Origin of the sequence: Pseudomonas sp. SWRI18 (genome assembly GCF_014268345.1) — a bacterium.
In the GTDB taxonomy this organism is placed as follows: Bacteria; Pseudomonadota; Gammaproteobacteria; order Pseudomonadales; family Pseudomonadaceae; genus Aquipseudomonas; species Aquipseudomonas cedrina.
In genome coordinates, this window is sequence record NZ_JACCQQ010000002.1 from 379478 (window position 1) to 401173 (window position 21696).

Here is a 21696-nt window from a genome sequence, read left to right on the forward strand (position 1 = left end):
TATCCATGCAGCGATGAGCATAGGTATCTACACAATTTGGGCTCGACGCTGAAACCGCAGTGAATGGGCTGTTGTGGCGAGCGGGCTTGTCCCGCGTTGGGCTGCGAAGCAGCCCAAGTAAGCAGAATGCGGTGTATCAGGCACTCCGCAGAAGGCTGGTTTTAGGGCTGCTTCGCAGCCCAACGCGGGCGGTGCGACGATTCGACAAGCCCGCTCGCCACAGGGGAACTCGCCAATCTGTGAAAGATGTGTAGATACCTATGCCGCGAAGGGGCAGTGTCAGTCGACATCTCTGTCGCTGACTCACCGCTATCGCAGGCAAGCCAGCTCCCACAGGGTTTACCGCGTTGTGTCAGTTAACCGATGGTCATCAGGCTGGCGTTGCCACCCGCCGCAGCGGTGTTGACGCTCAACGCACGCTCGATCACCAGGCGCTCCAGCGCAATCGCCGTTTCACCCTGCGACAAACCATGCACCCCGACAATCGCGCCGCCACGCTGCGCCACTTGCTGGCACACCGCACGCAGTTGGTCGGAATCACCGTGATGCAGGACCGCGTCGAACACCACCTCGTCCTTGGTCCAGTCGGCCACGCGCTTGACCTTCGCCTGAATCTCCTTCGGCAAGCGTGGGAACAGCGCCTTGGTCAGCTCGGTTTCAGGCCATACAGCCGAGCCACCCACCGCCAATACCGCCGCCAGTTGCGTCAGCAGATCGCCTTCCACGTCCGCCAGGCATAGCACGTGCTCGCGGGGCAGGATGGCGTAGCTGTTGCGCTCGCCGGTCGGGCCGGCCAGGTGGCGGGTGATACCGCTTTGGGACTGCGCGGCGAACTGGCTGCACAGGGCGCTCAGTTCGCTGAACTGATTGCTGTCGGCCCAGGCTTTCAGTGCGGTGAGCGGTTGGCTCATGGCGTCGCGCAGACGTACGTCCGGTGCGGCCAATGCGTCGCCGCGTACGAAGGATTGCTCGATCGCATCGGTAGGACGAGTCGACAGCAGGCGGTACAGGTACAGCGGACCACCGGCTTTCGGGCCGGTACCCGACAGGCCTTCGCCGCCGAACGGTTGTACGCCGACCACGGCGCCGACAATGTTGCGGTTCACATACACGTTACCGGCATTGACGTTGTCGATCACCTTGGCGATGGTCTCGTCGATGCGGGTGTGTACGCCCAGGGTCAGGCCGTAGCCGGACGCGTTGATCTGGCCGATCAGCTGGTCGATCTCTTTGCGCTTGTAACGCACCACGTGCAGCACCGGGCCAAAGATTTCGCGTTGCAGTTCGTCGAAGCTTTCCAGTTCGATCAGGGTTGGCATCACGAAGGTGCCGCGCTTGATCTCTTCGCCATCAGCGATAGCCACTTGGTACACAGTGCGGCCTTTGTCGCGCATGGCCTGGATGTGTTTCTCGATGCCGGCCTTGGCTTCGGCGTCGATCACCGGGCCGATGTCGACGGACAGGCGCTCCGGATTGCCCAGGCGACATTCGGCCATGGCGCCCTTGAGCATTTCGATCACGCGGTCGGCCGAATCTTCCTGCAGGCACAGTACGCGCAGCGCCGAGCAGCGTTGGCCGGCGCTGTCGAAGGCCGAGGACACCACGTCGATGACCACTTGTTCGGTCAGTGCCGAGGAGTCGACGATCATCGCGTTCTGGCCGCCGGTTTCGGCGATCAGCGGGATCGGACGGCCCTGGGCGTCCAGGCGGCCGGCGACATTGCGCTGCAGCAGGCGCGCCACTTCGGTGGAGCCGGTGAACATCACGCCCTTGACGCGATCATCACCCACCAGCCGCGCGCCGACGGTTTCACCCTGGCCCGGCAGCAGTTGCAGCACGCCTTCGGGAATGCCGGCTTCGAGCAGGATGCGCACGGCTTGCGCGGCGACCAGCGGGGTCTGCTCGGCAGGCTTGGCCAATACCGGGTTACCGGCGGCCAGCGCGGCGGCGACTTGACCGCTGAAGATCGCCAGCGGGAAGTTCCACGGGCTGATGCACACCACCGGGCCCAGTGGGCGGTGGGCGTCATTGGTGAAGTCGTTGCGCGCCTGCACTGCGTAGTAACGCAGGAAGTCCACGGCCTCGCGTACTTCGGCGATGGCGTTGGCGAACGTCTTGCCGGCCTCGCGAGCCAGCAGGCCCATCAGCGGCTGGATCTCGCCTTCCATCAGGTCGGCGGCGCGCTCCAGAATCGCGGCGCGTTCGGCGGGCGGAGTGGCCTGCCAGATCGGACCGGTGCTGATGGCGCATTGGATGGCGTTGTCGACGTCTTCGACAGTGGCTTCCTGCACATGACCGACCACATCACGCAGGTCGGACGGGTTCAGTACCGGTGCCGCCACTTCATTGCTGGAGGTGCAACCGAGCATCGGCGACGCTTTCCAGTGGTTGTGCGCGGTGGCCAGCAGAGCGCAGGACAGCGACGCCAGGCGGTGTTCGTTGGCCAGGTCGATACCCGCCGAGTTGGCGCGGTCGCTGCCATACAGGTCGCGCGGCAATGGAATACGCGGGTGCGGCAAGCCGAAGCCGCCTTCCTGCGTCGCCATTTGCTCGATGTTGGCCACTGGATCGGCCACCAGTTCCTGAATCGAGATGGTGTGGTCGGCGATGCGGTTGACGAATGAGGTGTTCGCGCCGTTCTCCAGCAGGCGACGCACCAGGTACGCCAGCAATGTCTCGTGGGTGCCGACCGGCGCGTATACACGGCACGGACGGTTCAGCTTGCCTTCGGAAACCTTGCCGACAACCTGCTCGTACAAGGGCTCGCCCATGCCGTGCAGGCACTGGAATTCGTACTGGCCGGGGTAATAGTTCTGACCGGCGATGTGGTAGATGGCCGACAGCGTGTGGGCGTTGTGCGTGGCGAACTGCGGGTAGATGACTTCCGGCACCGACAGCAGTTTGCGTGCACAGGCAATGTAGGAAACGTCGGTATACACCTTGCGGGTGTACACCGGGTAGCCTTCCAGGCCCTCGACCTGGGCGCGCTTGATTTCGCTGTCCCAGTACGCGCCTTTTACCAGGCGGATCATCAGGCGATGGCGGCTGCGGCGTGCCAGGTCGATTACGTAGTCGATCACGTACGGACAACGCTTCTGGTACGCCTGGATCACGAAACCGATACCGTTCCAGCCGGTCAGTTGCGGCTCGAAGCACAGGCGTTCGAGCAGGTCCAGCGACAGCTCCAGGCGGTCGGCTTCTTCGGCATCGATATTCAGGCCGATGTCGTATTGCTTGGCTAGCAGGGTCAAGGACAGCAGGCGCGGGTACAGCTCATCCATCACCCGCTCGTACTGCGCCCGGCTGTAACGCGGGTGCAATGCCGACAGCTTGATGGAGATGCCCGGGCCTTCATAAATCCCACGGCCGTTGGAGGCTTTGCCGATCGAGTGAATGGCTTGTTCGTACGAGGCCAGGTACTTCTGCGCATCGTGTTCTGTCAGCGCCGCTTCACCGAGCATGTCGTAGGAGTAGCGGAAACCCTTGGCTTCGAACTTGCTCGCATTGGCCAGGGCTTCGGCGATGGTTTCGCCGGTGACGAACTGCTCGCCCATCAGGCGCATGGCCATGTCGACGCCCTTGCGGATCATCGGCTCGCCGCTTTTGCCGATGATGCGGCTCAGGGACGAGGTCAAGCCCGCTTCGTTGTGCGTGGCGACCAGCTTGCCGGTCAGCAGCAGGCCCCAGGTGGCCGCATTGACGAACAGCGACGGGCTGTTGCCCAGGTGCGGATGCCAGTTGCCGGTGCTGATCTTGTCGCGGATCAGGGCGTCGCGGGTGCCTTTGTCCGGGATGCGCAGGAGCGCTTCGGCCAGGCACATCAGCGCCACGCCTTCCTGGGACGACAGGGAAAATTCCTGCAGCAGGCCCTGAACGATACCGGCACGGCCACCGGCACTCTTCTGGTTACGCAGTTTTTCGGCAATCGAGGCCGCCAGCTTGTTGGTGGCTTCGGCCATCGCGGCCGGCAGGCGCGCCTGCTCGATCAGCATCGGCACCACTTCCGGCTCGGGGCGGCGGTAGGCGGCGGTGATGGAGGCGCGCAAAACGGACTGCGGCAGGATGCTTTCGGCAAATTCGAGGAAGCACTGGTGGGCGTGGTCGGCCTGGACTTCGCCAGCGTCTTCAGCGCTGCTGCTGCTCAGGCCATTGAGTTCGGTCAGGGTTGCACCACCCTCCAGTTTCTCCAGGTAATTGAAGATCGCTTGTTTGATCAGCCAGTGTGGCGTGCGATCAATGGAGGTCGCGGCGGCCTTGAGGCGCTCGCGGGTCGGGTCGTCAAGTTTGACCCCAAGGGTGGTCGTAGCCATTTTCTTATCCTCATGGGTGCCACTACCGAGTGGCATCAGCTGGCGCCAAGATTAGCTTTGCGCATGCGCAGGTGCAACCGGGTGCAACCCATTTTCTTCAGGAATTTTTTGCTCGTGGTCGGGAAAAAAACACATCGCCGACCGATTGCGCTTCTGCTTGGTGCGTTTGCTTCTGAGTCGGGCTGTTCTTGCTCCGAAAAGGAGCAAAAACGAGGTGTTTTCCGAGTTTTACACTAAGGTGCAACTTATTCTCGCGAAACTGGTTGCACCTTATTTGCTTTGTGAATAGCATTCGCGCCCAAGGTGCAACCACTCAGCGAGTCGGTTCATCGGCTGGCGGCTTTCCTGGGGAAACGCCAGTCATAAATGCGCGGCACGCAGCTACGTCTTCCTACTTGCAGTAGGTGGCCGTCTGACAGACCGCCGCTACATAAAAACAAAGCCAGGGCGTCACTCTTATGAGCGTTAGTAATCCAACCCTGATCACCTTCGTGATCTACATCGCAGCAATGGTGCTGATCGGCTTCATGGCCTATCGCTCCACCAACAACCTTTCCGATTACATCCTCGGCGGTCGCAGCCTCGGTAGCGTGGTGACAGCCTTGTCCGCCGGCGCCTCCGATATGAGTGGCTGGTTGCTGATGGGCCTGCCCGGCGCGATCTACATGTCCGGCTTGTCGGAAAGCTGGATTGCCATCGGCCTGATCGTCGGTGCCTACCTCAACTGGCTGTTCGTCGCCGGTCGCCTGCGGGTACAGACCGAGCACAACGGTGACGCGCTGACGCTGCCGGATTACTTCTCCAGCCGTTTCGAAGATAAAAGCGGCCTGCTGCGGATCATCTCCGCTGTCGTGATCCTGGTGTTCTTCACCATCTACTGCGCTTCCGGCATCGTGGCCGGTGCCCGCCTGTTCGAAAGCACCTTCGGCATGTCCTACGAAACCGCATTGTGGGCCGGCGCCGCAGCGACCATTGCCTACACCTTCGTCGGTGGTTTCCTGGCGGTGAGTTGGACAGACACCGTACAAGCCACGCTGATGATCTTCGCGCTTATCCTTACGCCGATCATCGTGCTGCTGGCCACCGGTGGCGTCGACACCACCTTCCTGGCCATTGAAGCCAAGGACCCGACCAACTTCGACATGCTCAAGAACACCACCTTCATCGGCATCATCTCGCTGATGGGCTGGGGCCTGGGTTACTTCGGCCAGCCGCACATCCTCGCGCGTTTCATGGCGGCCGATTCGGTGAAGTCGATCGCCAAGGCGCGTCGCATCTCCATGGCCTGGATGATCCTGTGCCTGGGCGGCACCGTGGCCGTGGGCTTCTTTGGTATCGCCTACTTCTCGGCGCATCCTGAAGTGGCAGGTGCAGTGACCGAAAACCCTGAGCGCGTGTTTATCGAACTGGCAAAAATCCTGTTCAACCCATGGGTTGCCGGTGTTCTGCTGTCGGCCATTCTCGCCGCCGTAATGAGCACCCTGAGCTGCCAACTGCTGGTGTGCTCCAGCGCGCTGACCGAAGACTTCTACAAGTCTTTCCTGCGCAAAAACGCCTCCCAGCTCGAGCTGGTGTGGGTCGGTCGCCTGATGGTGCTGCTGGTCGCCTTGATCGCCATCGCCATGGCCGCCAACCCGGAAAACCGCGTGCTGGGCCTGGTGAGCTACGCCTGGGCCGGCTTCGGCGCTGCGTTCGGCCCTGTGGTGCTGATCTCGGTGATCTGGAAACAGATGACCCGCAATGGCGCGCTGGCCGGCATCCTGGTCGGCGCGGTCACGGTGATCGTGTGGAAACACTTCGAGCTGCTGGGCCTGTACGAAATCATCCCAGGCTTCATCTTCGCCAGCCTCGCGATCTACTTCGTGAGCAAGATGGGCGCACCGACCGCGGGTATGGTCGAGCGCTTTGATGCGGCAGAAAAAGACTACAACCTCAATAAGTAATTCGGCGGGCGTTAAGCGCCCCACGAATTGAAAAAAAGGCTCGCGTCCTACGGATGGCGGGCCTTTTTTGCGTGTGTGCTTTGCGCCGGTCCTAAGAAAAATCGGACGTGTGCGTGTAGGGCTTTACTGTTTTTCCAGAGGTGTGCTCGGCAGAGCGCAGCGCTGATGCAGAATCCGCTACCCACCCCTCGCAGAGAAACACCGGATGTTCGCTCCTGCCAATCAAAGTGCCTTTACCCTGACCCTCGACGGGGAGCCCAGTGAACTCAAGGTGTTCGAGTTCAGTGGTGTTGAATCCATCAGCCAGCCCTACCGTTTTGATCTGGAGCTGGTCGCCGAGCGGCCCGATCTCGATTTGGAAAGCCTGCTGCATCACCCGGTGTACCTCGGGTTTGATGATCGCGGCCATGGTGTCCATGGTCTGGTCTACCGGGTGGCGCAGGGCGATTCCGGGCGGCGGCTGACGCGTTACCAGATCAGCCTGGTGCCACAGCTCGCGTATCTGGCGCACAGCAGCCACCAGAGGATCTTTCAACATCAGACGGTGCCGCAGATTATCGCCCGGGTTCTGGAAGGGCAGGGCATTCACAGCGATCGTTTCGAGTTCCGGCTGAGCGGCACCTACCCCGAGCGCGAGTACTGCGTGCAGTTTGGCGAGACGGACCTGGCTTTCATTCAGCGGCTTTGCGCAGAGTTGGGCATTCATTATCACTTCCAGCATTCGGCCGAAGGGCATGGGCTGGTATTCGGCGACGACCAGACGGTCTTTGCCCAGGCGGATCAGCCGACGCCCTACACCCCGGGCTCCGGGATGGTGGCGCAAACCCCGGCGATCAAGCGGTTTGCGCTGCAGGTGCAAGCCCGCACCACGGCGGTGAACCTGCGTGATTACGACTTTTGCAAGCCGCGCCTGTCGCTCGAAAGCGCGGTGTCCGGCGAGCAGCTGCCCAAGCTCGACGTGCAGGATTACCCCGGCCGCTTCAGCGATCGCGCCCATGGCAAATACCTCGCGCAACGCAGCCTGGAGCGTCATCGCAGTGACTATCGCATCGCCCATGGCAGCGGGGATGAGCCCGCTTTGGTAAGCGGCCGGTTCCTCAAGCTGGCCGGCCACCCACGTGACGACTGGAACGGCCTGTGGCTGGTCACGCAAGTGACCCATGCAGGCAAGCAGCCCCAGGTGCTGGAAGAACTCGTAACCGAAGTGGCAGGCGGGGATATGCGCCAGGGGTATCGCAACGAATTTACCGCCATACCCTGGGATGCGGTCTTTCGTCCCGCCTTGCCTGAGCAGCCTCGGCCGACCATTGCCGGCTACCAGAACGCAGTGGTCACCGGCCCCGCCGACAGCGAAATCCATTGTGATGAATATGGCCGGGTCAAAGTGCAGCTGGCGTGGGATCGCGCCGGGGAGCATAACGAACATTCCAGCTGCTGGCTGAGGGTGGCCAGTGCCTGGGCGCATGATCGCTATGGTTCGGTATTGATTCCACGGGTTGGCATGGAAGTGCTGGTGGGTTTCGTCAATGGCGACATGGACATGCCGCTGGTGATGGGCTGCCTGGCCAACGCGGCCACGCAGGTGCCCCTCGATTTGCCGGCGGACAAGACCCGCAGCATCTTGCGCAGCCAGAGCAGCCCCGGTGGGGGCGGCTATAGCGAGCTGCGCATCGAGGATCGCAAGGGTGCCGAAGAAATCTACCTGCGTGCACAGCGGGATTGGACGCAGCATGTGCTGCATGACCACCGCGTGACAGTGGGCGGTGAGTCGCACCACGAACTGCAAGGCGAAGAACAGCGGATCACCCACGGTAATCGCCTGACCGATCTCAAGCAGGATGACCACCTGGTGGTCGGCGGTTCGCAGCAGGTGCATGCCGGACAAACCATTCGGATTGGGGCAGGGCAAAGCATCGTCATCGATGCGGGCGCGACTGTCACGATTCAGGCCGGCGGGCAGTCGATCACGCTGTCTGCAGGCGGCATTTTCAGCAGTGTACCGATCCAGCTCGGTAGCGCGCCCGTTGCCGCGTCCGCGCCGTTGGTCCCAGGAGCGAAGGCGACTTTGCTGGCCGTGCTTGCTGCACCGCTGAGCCGCGTGCAAGTCGCCAGCCTGAAGCGCAGTGCGCCATTTTGCGAAGAGTGTGAGCGTTGCAGGAACGGCCAGTGCGATCTCCCCCGGCACAGCCATGGGATCCAACCTTGAAGGAGCTTTATGTCGATGCATCCACCTATGCCTGGTGAACAGATCTTCGCGGTACTGGGCGCCGCCAGCGACGCCAGGCCCTTGGAGGCTTGGCGGGCACTTAGTGCGGCAGCCGCGCCGCAGCCTGTCTGGGCCGGCACGTCTTATGCGACATGGGATGAGGTGATGCCCTATGTGGGCATCGTCGAGCCGGGCAGCCCTTTCCTTGAGTGGGTGGCCTCCACCGACGCAACGGACTGGGGTTGGCTGGGTATGTCTACCAGCCCGTTGGAGGTGGTGGTCGCACACCTGCGAAGCCTGACCAAGGTGATCTTGCCCGATGGCCAGGAAGTGTTTCTGCGTTTCTGGGACGGCGCACAGATGTTGCCGATCCTGCAGCAGCTGGGTGATGACATGGGCGAGGTGTTGCCGGTATTCCAGCGTTATGTGATCAATGGCCAGGCGCTGACCGTTGCGCCCCGCCCGGTCACTCCCGCCAAGGCAAGCCCATGGTGGCGCGTGCCGGCAGCGTTACTGGAGCACCTGGCCGAGCAATCGCCACAGACCCTTGTCGGCAACCTGTTGCAATGGCTCGAAGAACAGCGCCCCGACCTGTATACCGCCTTCCCGTTGGCGACCTTGCGGCACAAGGTCGCCTACTTCGTGGGTAGCCGAGAGATCGACCATCAGGCGCTGGCCGACTACCTGGCCCCGGAGTTGGGGTGATCCACATAAGCACCGCCCGGCACGCCGGCCTGCACCTTTGCTCGCGCAGCAGGTAAACTCCGCCCCCTGCGCAGGAGCAACCATGAATTATCGTCACGCCTTTCACGCCGGCAACCACGCCGATGTCTTCAAACACCTGACCTTGACCCGCCTCATCGCCTTGATGTCGCGCAAGGAGCAGCCGTTCTCCTACCTGGACACCCACGCCGGCATCGGCTTGTATGACTTGCAGGGCGACCAGGCCAACCGCACCGGTGAATACCTGGAAGGCATCGCGCGGCTGTGGGGCCAAAGCGACCTGCCGCCGCTGACCGCCGATTACATGCGTGTGCTGCATGAGATGAACTCGGATGGCGAGTTGCGCTACTACCCCGGCTCGCCGGAATTGGCGCGACGCCTTACCCGTCCGCAGGATCGTGTGCTGCTCAATGAAAAGCACCCGGAAGACGGCGTGCTGCTCAAGGACAACATGAAGGGCGACCGTCGCGTCAAAGTGCACCTGGGCGAAGGCTGGCATGTTCCGCGCGCCTTGCTGCCGGTGCCGGAAAAGCGCGCGCTGATGCTGATCGATCCTCCGTTCGAAAAGCTCGACGAGATGCAACGCTGCGCGGCGTCCCTCAAAGAGGCGGTCAGCCGGATGCGCCAGACCGTCGCGGCCATCTGGTACCCGGTAAAGGATCAGCGCCTGTTGCGCCGTTTCTACCAGGACCTGGCCGGCACCGGTGCGCCCAAGTTGCTGCGTGTGGAGCTGCTGGTACACCCGCTGGACACGCCCAACACCCTGACCGGCTCGGGCCTGGCAATCGCCAATCCGCCGTGGGGCCTGGAAGAGGAATTGCGCGAGCTGCTGCCGTGGTTGTCCAAGAAGCTTGGCCAAACCCAGGGTGGCTGGCAGATGGATTGGCTTATAGCTGAATAGTTAGATATCGAGCCATACACAAAACCAAATGTGGGAGCGGGCTTGTGTGGGAGCCGGCGGTTCGACGCCTCGACTTGCCCGCGATGCAGGCACCTCGGTGTGTCAGTCACACCTCGGTGATGCTATCGCAGGCAAGCCAGCTCCCACACAAGCCCGTTCCCACATGTTGAATTGCGCTGGCCTTCAGATCGGGCAGGTCACGCCTGTGCCGCCGATCCCGCAATACCCCTGCGGATTCTTCGCCAGGTACTGCTGGTGATACGTCTCGGCGAAGTACACCGTCGGCGCTTCGTCGATTTCGGTGGTGATCTGGCCCAGGCCGGCCTTGGTCAGTTCCGCCTGATAGGCGTCGGCGCTGGCTTTGGCGGCTTCCAGTTGCTCCGGCGTGGTCGCGTAGATCACCGAGCGGTACTGGCTGCCAATATCGTTGCCCTGGCGCATGCCCTGGGTCGGGTTGTGCAGTTCCCAGAACATCTTCAGCAAATCTTCGTATTTCACCTTGGCCTGGTCGTACACCACCAGCACCACTTCGCTATGGCCGGTCAGGCCCGAGCAGACTTCTTCATAGGTCGGGTTTGGCGTGTAGCCGCCGGCGTAACCCACCACGGTGCTGACCACGCCGTCGCGTTCCCAGAATTTACGTTCCGCGCCCCAGAAGCAGCCCAGGCCGAAGATGGCGAAGCCGACGTCGTCGATAAAAGGGCCGAGCAACGGGTTGCCGTTGACGAAGTGAGTCTCTGGCAATGCCATTGGTGTTTCACGGCCAGGCAACGCTTGTTCTTGAGTAGGCAGCACGTTTTTGTTCACCAGAATTTCCGAGCGCAAGACCATGATCAGTCCTCCCAGTCAGATTTGAGTTAGGTATGGAATCCGACCGCCAGTGTGCCCGAGTGTTGCCGCGCTGTCAGGCGATTGGCCCGCGCGGGTAGCGTTTAAGCTTTTCGAGCAGCTCTGCGCCGGGGATTGGCCGGTCGAACAGGTAGCCCTGGCCCACGTCGCAACGGTGCCGGCGCAGGAAGGCCAGTTGCTCGGCGGTCTCGATGCCTTCGGCAACGACCTTGAGCTTGAGGTTGTGAGCCATGGCGATCACGGCCGAGGTGATTTCCATGTCGTCCTGGTTATCCGGGATTTCGTGGATGAAGCTGCGGTCGATCTTGATGATGTCGATGGGAAATTTTTTCAAATAGCTCAGCGACGAGTAACCGGTGCCGAAGTCATCCATGGCCAGGGTCAGGCCAAAGCTCTTCAGTTGATCCAGTTGCAGGCGCGTGTCCTCGGTGGCTTCAAGCAGCAAGCCTTCGGTCAGTTCCAGCTCCAGCAGGTTGGCCGGCAGTTGTTCTTCCTTGAGGATGGTGGCAATCGAGGCCACCAGGTCCGGGTCGGAGAACTGCTTGGGTGACAGGTTGATCGCCACCTGCAAGTTGCCCATGCCGCCGGCGCTCAGTTGCTTGCTCATGCGGCAGGCCTGGCGCGCGATCCATTTGCCGATGGGGATGATCAGGCCGGTTTCTTCAGCCACGCTGATGAACTGGTCGGGACGGATCATGCCCTTTTCCGGGTGGTTCCAGCGCAGCAGCGCTTCCATGCCCAGCAGGCGGCCGCTGCGCAGGCACAGCTTGGGCTGGTAGAACACGTCCAGCTCGTTCTGGGTGAGGGCGCGGCGCAGGTTGTTCTCGACGAACAGCTTATAGCTGGCCTCGGCATTCAGCGCCTCGGTAAACACCTGGACCTGGTGTTTGCCGTTGGCCTTGGCCTTGTGCAGGGCCAGGCCGGCGTTGCGCATCAGGGTCTGCGGGTCGCGGCCATGCAGCGGCGCGCAGGCAAGGCCCACGGAGCCGGTGACGCTGATCAACTGGTTGTCGACGAACATCGGTTTGTCGAGGGTCGCCAGCAACTGGCTGGCCACCTGCTGGCCGCTTTCCAGGTCGGTGTCATCAAGCAATACCGCGAATTCGTTACTGGCGAACCGCGCCAGGCTGCCACCGGTGCTCAGGCTGTTACGCAGGCGGCGGGCCAGGCTGATCAGCAGCTTGTCGCCGGTCTGGTGGCCCAGGCTGTCGTTGATGCGCTTGAAGTTGTCGATGTCCACCAGCAACAAACTGATAGGGCTGTCGCTGTCACGGGCAAAGCGCTCATCGAGGTTGCGGATGAAGGCCGGGCGGTTGCCCAGGTTGGTCAGATTGTCGGTATACGCCAGGCGCTCAATGCGCTGCTGGGCCAGCTTGGCCTGGGTGATGTCTTCGTAGATGCCGATGTAGTGCGTCAGCTCACGGTTGTCGCCATACACCTTGGAAATCGACAACTGGCCCCAGTAGGGTTCCAGGTTTTTGCGGCGGCTCTTGAATTCGCCTTGCCAGCTGTTGCTCTTGGCCAGTGCCGACGGCGCGTCGAACAGCAATTCGCTGAGGTTCTCCAGGGCCGGCAGTTGCGCCAGGCGGTGGCCGTGGACTTCTTCGGCGCTGTACTGGGTGATGGCGGTAAAGCTCGGGTTGACGTACTCCACCACGCCGTCACAGTTGACCAGCAGAAAGGCGTTGGCGCTTTGTTCCACGGCCCGCTGGAACAGGTGCAAGGCGCTGGTGGCGGTGCGCCGGTTGTGGTTGTTGATAACCTGCGCGAACTGGTCGGCCAGCTCGCCGGCAAAGGCGATTTCGTCGGCCTGCCAGGCGCGCGTACTGCCGCTTTGCTCCAGGCACAGCACACCGACGACCTGGCCGTCGACGCGGATGCTCGCGTCGAGCATGGCGTGGATGTCTTTGTTCTCAGCCATTTCGCGGGTGCGCGGGTCGCGCAAGGCGTTGGTGGCGTCGATGGCCCGGCTGGTGTGCAAGGCTTCCAGGTAATCGGGAAAGCAGCTGGCGTCAATGGGCTCGGGCATGTGGTGTTGCTGATCGTCACGGTGATAGGCCGAGATCGGCACCAGGCGCTGACCCTCAAGGTTCCAGATGCTCGCGCAATCGATCTGGTAGACATCGCAGGCGCTGCGGGTGATCAGCTCGGCGGCTTCCTGCAGCGAATTGTTGATGGTGTAGCGCTGGCGGGCCAGCAGCAGGATCAACTCCTGCTGGGCGCGCACGCGCTCCAGGTGCTGCAATTGTTCCTGCTGTGCGCGCTGGTTGAGTTCCAGGGCGATTTGCAGGCGGCTGTTCTGGTTTTCCAGGTCTTGCGTGGGCGCGGCCGCGGGAATTTCGCTGAACAGGCCATCGACCACCATCAGGTAGCCGCGCAGCAGGTGGCGATTGTGCTGTTTGTAGGCTTCGCCCATTTCCAGCAGGCTCAGCGGGCCGTCGTTGGTGTGCAACGTGTAGCGCACCAGGTAATGGGGGCTCAGGGCCAGTTGCTGCTGGATGGTGTCGTGCAGTTGATAACGCGCTTGGGGTTCCATCAGGCTGGCGTAGGGCGTACCTAGCAGGGCGCACAGTTCGACTGCCGGCAGGCCGAATTGGCGCTCGCAATTGGGGTCGAGGTAGAGGAGGGCCCAGCTTGCCTCATTAAGCCGCTCGAAACGCAGCATACCGAGGCGCGAAGGCACCGGTAACTGCGTCACTACCTCGGCCGCCATTCGGGCGACATCGGGTTGGCTTTTCATGGGACGGACTCACTTGAAATTACGCGCACGGCGCCGGGCTCACGCCCTCTTTTCTGTTGCCTGCGGCAAGGTTGCATCATGCGGCGCGGGCTGACAAGAGAGGATGAAGGCTAAGTGCTATAAGGGGTGTATCGGCCGCGAAAGGAATTTCTACAGTCGAGAGGTGGAAGGTGTACAAACCTGTCTTGTATGTCCAGCTTTGTGCCCGAAAACCGGCAAAAAAAAGCCCGGCCAAGTGGCCGGGTTGAGGTACGAGCGTGGCGCTCGGAAATCGGTGCAACCAGGCCTCCCCGGTCAAAAGGAGGCCTGTTGGTGCTTACAGCAGGATGGTGCGGATGTCGTTCAGCAGCTGGCTCAGACGCTGTGTGAAGCGAGCGGCAGCGGCACCGTTGATCACACGGTGATCGTAGGACAACGACAGCGGCAGCATCAGCTTCGGTTGGAACGCTTTACCGTCCCACACAGGCTGGATGGTTGCCTTGGATACGCCCAGGATCGCCACTTCCGGCGCGTTGACGATTGGCGTAAAGCCAGTGCCGCCAATGTGGCCGAGGCTGGAGATGGTGAAGCACGCACCTTGCATATCGTCCGCGGTGAGCTTCTTGTCACGGGCCTTGGCAGCCAATGCAGCCGCTTCGGCAGCAAGTTGCAGCAGGCTTTTCTGGTCGACGTTCTTGATGACCGGTACCAGCAGGCCATCCGGAGTGTCGACGGCAAAGCCGATGTGTACGTATTTCTTGCGGATGATCGCCTTGCCGCTCGGCGCCAGCGAACTGTTGAAGTCCGGCAGTTCCTTGAGCAGGTGCGCACAGGCCTTGAGCAGCAGTGGCAGCACGGTCAGTTTCACGCCGGCCTTCTCGGCCACGGCTTTCTGCGCAACGCGGAAAGCTTCCAGGTCGGTAATGTCGGCCTGGTCGAACTGGGTCACGTGCGGAATGTTCAGCCAGCTGCGGTGCAGGCTCGACGCGCCGATTTGCATCAGGCGGGTCATCGGCACTTCTTCGGTTTCGCCGAAGCGGCTGAAGTCGACGACCGGGATCGGCGGAATGCCCGAACCACCGGTAGCCGCGCCGCCAGCCGGTGCTTCCTTGGCCTTCTGCATCATGGCTTTGACGTAGACCTGCACGTCTTCCTTCAGCACCCGACCGTGCGGGCCGGTGGCCGACACAGCGTTGAGCTCGACACCAAATTCTCGGGCCAGCTGGCGTACGGCCGGGCCTGCGTGAACCTTGGCACCGCTTGGCGCTGGCGCGGCAGCCGCCGGGGCCGGTGCGGCCTCGGTTTTCGCAGCAACAGGTGCAGGGGCGGCAGCGGCCGGAGCAGCTTCAGCCTTGGCGGCAGGGGCAGCAGTCGGAGCTGGCGCAGCGGCCGGTGCAGCGCCTTGTACTTTCAGCTTGAGGATGAAGTCACCGGTGCCGACTTCGTCTTCCAGCTTGACCGCGATGCTCTCCACCACGCCGGCAGCCGGCGATGGGATTTCCATGGAAGCCTTGTCGGACTCCAGGGTAATCAGCGACTGGTCGGCTTCGACGGTGTCGCCGACCTTGACCAGCAACTCGATGATCTTGGCCTTGCCCGACGAGCCGATGTCCGGGACGTGAATGTCCTGGACCGTGGCGGTGGCAGGTGCGGCAGCCGGGGCTGGAGCAGCCTCGGCAGCAGCGGCAGGCTTTTCAGCGGCAGGCGCAGTTGCCTCGGCGGCAGGTGCGGCTGCGGCAGGCGCCGCATCCGCGGCACCTTCGATTTCCAGCTCAAGTAGTTCGTCGCCTTCTTTCAGACGGTCGCCCAGCTTTACTTTCAGGCTCTTGACCACGCCGGCCTTGGGAGCAGGAATTTCCATGCTCGCCTTGTCCGACTCAAGGGTCAGGATGCTCTGGTCGGCTTCGACGGTGTCGCCGACCTTCACAAACAGCTCGATTACTTCACCTTCACCGCTGCCGATGTCAGGTACGCGAATGAGTTCGCTCACAAAAAGTCTCCTCAGCAGTCCAGTGGGTTGCGTTTTTCCGGGTTGATCCCGAACTTGACGATGGCATCGGCCACCACCTTGGGTTCGATCTCACCACGGTCAGCCAAGGCTTCCAGGGCTGCCAACACCACGAAGTGACGGTCGACTTCGAAGAAGTGACGCAGCTTCTTGCGGCTGTCACTGCGACCGAAACCGTCGGTGCCCAGGACTTTGAATTCCTTGGACGGGACCCACTGGCGAATTTGTTCAGCAAACAGCTTCATGTAGTCGGTGGAGGCAATGACCGGACCTTTACGGCCGTTCAGGCACTCTTCGACATAGCTCAGTTGTGGCTTCTGGCCTGGGTGCAGGCGGTTGTTGCGCTCTACGGCCAGGCCGTCGCGGCGCAGTTCGTTGAAGCTGGTGACGCTCCACACGTCGGCGCCGACGTTGAACTCGTCACGCAGGATCTTCGCCGCTTCACGCACTTCGCGCAGGATGGTGCCGGAGCCCATCAGCTGTACGTGGTGCGCCGCTTCCTTGGTGTCTTCTTCGAGCAGGTACATGCCCTTGATGATGCCTTCTTCCACGCCGGCCGGCATGGCTGGCTGCTGGTAGGACTCGTTCATCACGGTGATGTAGTAGAAAACGTCCTGCTGCTCTTCGGTCATCTTCTTCATGCCGTCCTGGATGATCACCGCCAGCTCGTAGCCGTAGGTTGGATCAAAGGTGCGGCAGTTCGGGATGGTGGCAGCCAGGATGTGGCTGTGACCGTCTTCGTGTTGCAGGCCTTCGCCGTTCAGCGTGGTGCGCCCGGCGGTACCGCCGATCAGGAAACCACGGGTACGGCTGTCGCCGGCGGCCCATGCCAGGTCGCCAATGCGCTGGAAGCCGAACATCGAGTAGAAGATGTAGAACGGCAGCATCGGCTGGTTGTGGCTGGAGTACGACGTACCGGCAGCGATGAAGGAGCTCATGGCGCCCGCTTCGTTGATGCCTTCTTCGAGGATCTGGCCCTTCTTGTCTTCCTTGTAGAACATCACCTGGTCTTTATCGACTGGCTCGTAGAGCTGGCCGACGGAGGAGTAGATGCCCAGCTGACGGAACATGCCTTCCATACCGAAGGTACGGGCTTCGTCCGGGATGATCGGTACGATGCGCGAACCGATTTCCTTGTCCTTGACCAGCTGCGCGAGGATCCGCACGAAGGCCATGGTGGTGGAGATTTCACGGTCGCCCGAGCCGTCCAGGATAGCCTTGAGGGTATCGAGTGGCGGGGTCGGGATGCTGACGCTCTTGGCGCGGCGCTGCGGCACGAAACCGCCCAGTGCGGTGCGACGCTCGCTGAGGTAGCGGGCTTCGGCGCTGTTCGGCTCCGGCTTGAAGAACGGCAGGTTCTCAAGCTCTTCGTCCTTGACCGGGATGTCGAAGCGGTCGCGGAACAACTTCAGGCTGTCGACATCGACTTTCTTGGTGTTGTGCGCGGTGTTTTTCGCTTCGCCGGCACCGGTGCCATAACCCTTGATGGTCTTGGCCAGGATAACGGTCGGTTGTTCCTTGTGGTTGACCGCTTCGTGGTACGCCGCGTAGACCTTGTACGGGTCGTGGCCGCCACGGTTGAGCTTCCAGATCTCGTCGTCGGACAGGTCCGCAACCATCGCCTTGAGTTCAGGCGTGTTGAAGAAGTGCTCGCGAACGAACGCGCCGTCTTTGGCTTTGTAGTTCTGGTACTCGCCGTCGATGACTGCGTCCATGCGACGTTGCAGGATACCGTCGACGTCCTTGGCCAGCAGTGGGTCCCAGAAGCGGCCCCAGATGACCTTGGTCACGTTCCAGTGAGCGCCGCGGAACACGCCTTCGAGTTCCTGGATGATCTTGCCGTTGCCGCGAACCGGGCCGTCGAGGCGTTGCAGGTTGCAGTTGATGACGAAGATCAGGTTGTCCAGCTTCTCGCGGCCGGCCAGGGAGATGGCGCCCAGGGATTCCGGCTCGTCACACTCGCCGTCGCCCAGGAAACACCAGACTTTCTGCTTGCCTTCAGGGATGAAGCCGCGGGCTTCCAGGTACTTCATGAAGCGTGCCTGGTAGATCGCTTGAATAGGGCCCAGACCCATGGAAACGGTCGGGAACTGCCAGAAATCAGGCATCAGCCAAGGGTGCGGGTAGGACGAGAGGCCCTGACCGTCGACTTCCTGGCGGAAGTTGTTCATTTGCTCTTCGGTGATACGGCCTTCCATGAACGCACGGGCGTAGACGCCTGGCGAGGTGTGGCCCTGGAAGTAGATCAGGTCGCCGCCGTGTTCGTCGGTCGGGGCCTGGAAGAAGTAGTTGAAGCCGATGTCATACAGGGTTGCGCTGGAAGCGAAGCTGGAGATGTGACCGCCCAGGTCAGAATCTTTCAAGTTCGTGCGCATTACCATCGCCATGGCGTTCCAACGTACCAGCGAGCGAATGCGGCGTTCCATGAACAGGTCGCCAGGCATGCGTGCTTCGTGGGTAACGGGGATGGTGTTGCGGTATGGCGTAGTGATGGCGTAGGGCAGTTGCGAGCCGCTGCGGGTCGCGAGTTCGCCCATACGGGTCATCAGGTAGTGAGCACGGTCTTCGCCTTCTTTGTCGAGAACCGATTCCAGGGCGTCCAGCCATTCCTGGGTTTCGACGGGATCGAGGTCTTGCATGGCTTGCTCCAGGGCGGAAAGGCTACCAGAATCGGTTGCCTGAAGTTTGCGACTGGCCTTGTGGGCAGACGACATAAATTCTTGGATGGCCGAAGGTTGCTTCGGCGTCCTGTAGTTTTACTACAAATCGTCGGCCATTTCAGCCTTTCGAATGTATATACGAGTAGTAAAACTACACAAGACTGAGCGTATGGCTCGGTCTGGCTGGTGAGCATAATCGTTATTGTTGATCTTTTGCGAACAAGAAAAGGTAGATGTTTAATGTTCCCTGCCAACAACTTTGATTTTTCAGCTATTTATAACCTTTGTTCGACAGTCCTGCATGTAGCGTCGGTATCACGTCCACGGCAACAAGCCATTTACGCGCCGATCAAGGATAGACCATGAGCCTGCCAACATTGGCCGAATTGCCAGCCATTCTCTTGCCAAAAGCCCAGCGGGCCGAGCAGTCATTTCGTGACGCCGTGGCCGCGCTGGAAGACGATCATGGACTTTCTGCGTGGACGTCGCAACGGTGGGCCGACTTTGCCCGTGTGTGCGCCGCCAGTGATTTCGTCATTGAACAGAGCCTTCGTGACCCTTTGATGTTGCTTGAGCTGGTGGCCTCGGGCGAGCTGGACCGGGGTTTCGCGCCCGGTGAGCTGTGCGGGCAGCTGGCTGGCGCCGTGCAACAAGCCGAAACAGAAGACGAGCTGGGCCGTGCGCTGCGTCGCCAGCGTACCCGCCAGCAAGTGCGCATTATCTGGCGCGACCTGACCCGCCAGGCGGACCTGGTGCAAACCTGCCGCGATCTGTCCGACATGGCCGACGCCAGCATCGACCAGGCCTACCAGTGGCTGTACCAGCGCCACTGCGCGCAGTTCGGCACGCCTACCGGCCGGCGCAGCGGCGAGCCGCAGCACATGGTGATCCTCGGCATGGGCAAGCTCGGTGCGGTGGAGCTGAACCTGTCGTCGGATATCGACCTGATCTTCGCCTACCCCGAAGGCGGCGAGACGGTCGGCGTGAAACGGTCCCTGGACAACCAGGAGTTTTTTATCCGCCTTGGTCAAAAACTGATCAAGGCTCTTGACCCGATGACCGTCGACGGCTTCGTGTTCCGCGTCGACATGCGCCTGCGCCCCTACGGTTCGGCCGGTGCGCTGGTGCTCAGCTTCAACGCGCTGGAGCAGTATTACCAGGACCAGGGCCGTGACTGGGAACGCTACGCCATGATCAAGGCGCGGGTGGTGGCGGGCGACCAGGTGGCGGGCGCGCAGTTGCTCGACATGCTGCGACCGTTCGTCTACCGCCGCTACCTGGACTTCTCCGCCATTGAAGCGCTGCGCACCATGAAGCAGTTGATCCAGCAGGAAGTGCGGCGCAAGGGCATGGCCGACAATATCAAGCTGGGTTCGGGCGGCATCCGCGAAGTGGAATTTATCGCCCAGGCATTCCAGCTGATCCACGGCGGCCGCGACCTGAGCCTGCAGCAGCGGCCGCTGCTCAAGGTGCTCGGCACCCTGGAAGGCCAGGGCTACCTGCCGCCGGCGGTGATTGCCGAACTGCGCAATGGTTATGAATTCCTGCGCTACACCGAACACGCGATCCAGGCGATTGCCGACCGCCAGACGCAAATGCTCCCGGACAGCCCGGAAGACCAGGCGCGCATTGCCTTTATGCTCGGTTTTGCCGACTGGGCCGCGTTCCATGAGCGCCTGATGCACTGGCGCGGCCGGGTGGATTGGCACTTCCGCCAGGTGATCGCCGATCCGGATGAAGAAGAAGGCGAAGAAAGCGAATTGGTCGTAGGCGGTGAATGGTTACCGCTGTGGGAAGAATCCCAGGATGACGAGGCGGCCTGCCGCCAACTGGCCGAAGGGGGTTTCACCGACGCAACCAAGGCCCTCAAGGCGTTGGCCGGCCTGCGCAACAGCCCGCAACTGCGTGCCATGCAGCGCCTGGGCCGCGAACGCCTGGACGCGTTTATCCCGCGTCTGCTCGCCCAGGCGGTCGAACACGCCAACCCCGACCTGGTGCTGGAGCGCGTGTTGCCGCTGGTTGAAGCCGTCGCCCGACGGTCCGCCTACCTGGTACTGCTCACGGAAAACCCCGACGCCCTGCGCCGGCTGTTGACCCTGTGCGCTGCCAGCCCGTGGATCGCCGAGCAGATCACGCGCTTTCCACTGTTGCTCGACGAACTGCTCAACGAAGGCCGCCTGTTCAAGCCACCCTTGGCGCCTGAGCTGGCGGCCGAGCTACGCGAGCGCCTGACGCGCATTCCCGAGGACGACCTTGAGCAGCAGATGGAAGCCTTGCGTCATTTCAAGCTGGCCCACCGCCTGCGCGTGGCGGCTTCGGAAATCGCCGGCAGCCTGCCGCTGATGAAAGTCAGCGACTATCTCACCTGGCTCGCCGAAGCCATTCTCGAACAGGTGCTGGCCCTGGCCTGGCGCCAGACCGTAGCGCGGCATGGCTCGCCACAACGCCTGGACGGCACCCTGTGCGATCCCGGGTTCATCATTGTCGGCTACGGGAAAGTCGGCGGGATCGAACTGGGGCATGGTTCGGACCTGGACCTGGTATTTATCCACGACGGCGACCCGCAGGCCGAAACCGACGGCGCCAAGCCGATCGATGGCGCGCAGTTCTTCACGCGCCTGGGCCAGCGCATCATCCACCTGCTGACCACCCAGACCAACTCCGGCCAGCTGTACGAAGTCGACATGCGCCTGCGGCCTTCCGGCGCCTCCGGGCTGCTGGTCAGTTCGCTCGGGGCGTTTGACCGCTATCAAAAAAATGAAGCCTGGACCTGGGAACATCAGGCCTTGGTTCGCGCCCGGGTGCTGGTGGGCAGCCAGGATGTGGGCCAGGCGTTCGAGCAAGTGCGCGCCAACGTGCTGGGGCAGGAACGGGACCTGGCGAAGCTGCGCCAGGAGGTCAGCGAGATGCGCGCCAAGATGCGTGACAACCTGGGTACCAAGGGCACGGCGGCCGGTACCGGCGCCAATGCCTTCGAAGCCACGGCGGCGTTCGACCTCAAGCAGGACGCCGGAGGTATCGTCGATATTGAATTTATGGTGCAATACGCAGCTTTGGCGTGGTCTGCACAACATCCATCGTTGCTGCGCTACACCGACAATATCCGCATTCTTGAAGGCCTGGAGCAGGTGGGGTTGATGCCCGCCGCCGATGCCCATCTGCTGCGCGAGGTGTACAAGGCCTATCGATCCGCCGCGCACCGCCAGGCCCTGCAGAACGAGGCCGGTACGGTGACGGGGGATCAGTTTGCCGACGAGCGGCGGCAGGTGATGCGAATCTGGAAGGAACTGGGTTTAAGCTGAAACTTGATTGCAAGGGAAGTGGGCTTGTGTGGGAGCTGGGCTTGCCCGCGATGCAGACGCCTCGGCATTCAGTCG

General features: G+C 61.9%; 10 protein-coding genes. 5 read left to right on the forward strand and 5 right to left on the reverse strand.

Annotated features, from left to right (window positions below; all coding sequences use genetic code 11):
• Positions 1 to 356: 356 nt before the first annotated feature.
• Positions 357 to 4310, reverse strand: coding sequence for a trifunctional transcriptional regulator/proline dehydrogenase/L-glutamate gamma-semialdehyde dehydrogenase (gene putA, locus H0Z09_RS04380; RefSeq protein WP_186687762.1), 3954 nt, complete (start codon positions 4308 to 4310; stop codon positions 357 to 359).
• 458 nt (positions 4311 to 4768) lie between these two features.
• Here putA and putP point away from each other — a divergent pair, with 458 nt between their 5' ends.
• The 4 genes from putP (at position 4769) to rlmJ (ending at position 10083) form a co-directional block, all read left to right on the forward strand.
• Positions 4769 to 6253, forward strand: coding sequence for a sodium/proline symporter PutP (putP, locus tag H0Z09_RS04385; RefSeq protein WP_186687765.1), 1485 nt, complete (start codon positions 4769 to 4771; stop codon positions 6251 to 6253).
• A 205-nt stretch (positions 6254 to 6458) separates the two neighbouring features.
• The gene (locus tag H0Z09_RS04390; protein WP_186687768.1) at positions 6459 to 8459 is read left to right on the forward strand and encodes a type VI secretion system tip protein VgrG; all 2001 of its coding nucleotides are present in this window, start codon (positions 6459 to 6461) and stop codon (positions 8457 to 8459) included.
• A gap of 15 nt (positions 8460 to 8474) precedes the next feature.
• Positions 8475 to 9164 carry a DUF4123 domain-containing protein gene (locus H0Z09_RS04395; protein WP_186687771.1) on the forward strand — a complete coding sequence of 230 codons (690 nt, stop codon included), beginning with the start codon at positions 8475 to 8477 and terminating at the stop codon, positions 9162 to 9164.
• Positions 9165 to 9246: 82 nt separating this feature from the next.
• A complete protein-coding gene (rlmJ, locus tag H0Z09_RS04400) occupies positions 9247 to 10083 on the forward strand; it encodes a 23S rRNA (adenine(2030)-N(6))-methyltransferase RlmJ (protein WP_186687774.1) in 837 nt (278 codons plus the stop codon).
• 183 nt (positions 10084 to 10266) lie between these two features.
• Here the strand turns inward: rlmJ and msrA are convergent, their stop codons facing one another.
• The 4 genes from msrA to aceE form a co-directional block, all read right to left on the reverse strand.
• Positions 10267 to 10914 (reverse strand): peptide-methionine (S)-S-oxide reductase MsrA, encoded by a 648-nt coding sequence (gene msrA / locus H0Z09_RS04405; protein WP_186687776.1) that lies wholly within the window; start codon positions 10912 to 10914, stop codon positions 10267 to 10269.
• A gap of 73 nt (positions 10915 to 10987) precedes the next feature.
• Positions 10988 to 13672 carry a GGDEF and EAL domain-containing protein gene (locus H0Z09_RS04410; RefSeq protein ID WP_186687778.1) on the reverse strand — a complete coding sequence of 895 codons (2685 nt, stop codon included), beginning with the start codon at positions 13670 to 13672 and terminating at the stop codon, positions 10988 to 10990.
• Between the two features lie 316 nt (positions 13673 to 13988).
• The gene (gene aceF, locus H0Z09_RS04415) at positions 13989 to 15641 is read right to left on the reverse strand and encodes a dihydrolipoyllysine-residue acetyltransferase (protein ID WP_186687780.1); all 1653 of its coding nucleotides are present in this window, start codon (positions 15639 to 15641) and stop codon (positions 13989 to 13991) included.
• 11 nt (positions 15642 to 15652) lie between these two features.
• Positions 15653 to 18298, reverse strand: coding sequence for a pyruvate dehydrogenase (acetyl-transferring), homodimeric type (gene aceE, locus H0Z09_RS04420; RefSeq protein ID WP_076951797.1), 2646 nt, complete (start codon positions 18296 to 18298; stop codon positions 15653 to 15655).
• Positions 18299 to 18681: 383 nt separating this feature from the next.
• Between aceE and glnE the strand changes: the two genes are divergently transcribed.
• The gene (gene glnE, locus H0Z09_RS04425) at positions 18682 to 21621 is read left to right on the forward strand and encodes a bifunctional [glutamate--ammonia ligase]-adenylyl-L-tyrosine phosphorylase/[glutamate--ammonia-ligase] adenylyltransferase (RefSeq protein ID WP_076951798.1); all 2940 of its coding nucleotides are present in this window, start codon (positions 18682 to 18684) and stop codon (positions 21619 to 21621) included.
• Positions 21622 to 21696: the final 75 nt, after the last annotated feature.

Excerpts from the sequence above, each read along its gene's own strand:
- putP (WP_186687765.1), top strand. The coding sequence starts at position 4,769 with ATGAGCGTTAGTAATCCAACCCTGATCACCTTCGTGATCTACATCGCA.
- rlmJ (WP_186687774.1), top strand. The coding sequence starts at position 9,247 with ATGAATTATCGTCACGCCTTTCACGCCGGCAACCACGCCGATGTCTTC.
- msrA (WP_186687776.1), bottom strand. The coding sequence starts at position 10,914 with ATGGTCTTGCGCTCGGAAATTCTGGTGAACAAAAACGTGCTGCCTACT.
- H0Z09_RS04390 (WP_186687768.1), top strand. The coding sequence starts at position 6,459 with ATGTTCGCTCCTGCCAATCAAAGTGCCTTTACCCTGACCCTCGACGGG.
- H0Z09_RS04410 (WP_186687778.1), bottom strand. The coding sequence starts at position 13,672 with ATGAAAAGCCAACCCGATGTCGCCCGAATGGCGGCCGAGGTAGTGACG.
- H0Z09_RS04395 (WP_186687771.1), top strand. The coding sequence starts at position 8,475 with ATGCATCCACCTATGCCTGGTGAACAGATCTTCGCGGTACTGGGCGCC.
- putA (WP_186687762.1), bottom strand. The coding sequence starts at position 4,310 with ATGGCTACGACCACCCTTGGGGTCAAACTTGACGACCCGACCCGCGAG.
- aceE (WP_076951797.1), bottom strand. The coding sequence starts at position 18,298 with ATGCAAGACCTCGATCCCGTCGAAACCCAGGAATGGCTGGACGCCCTG.
- glnE (WP_076951798.1), top strand. The coding sequence starts at position 18,682 with ATGAGCCTGCCAACATTGGCCGAATTGCCAGCCATTCTCTTGCCAAAA.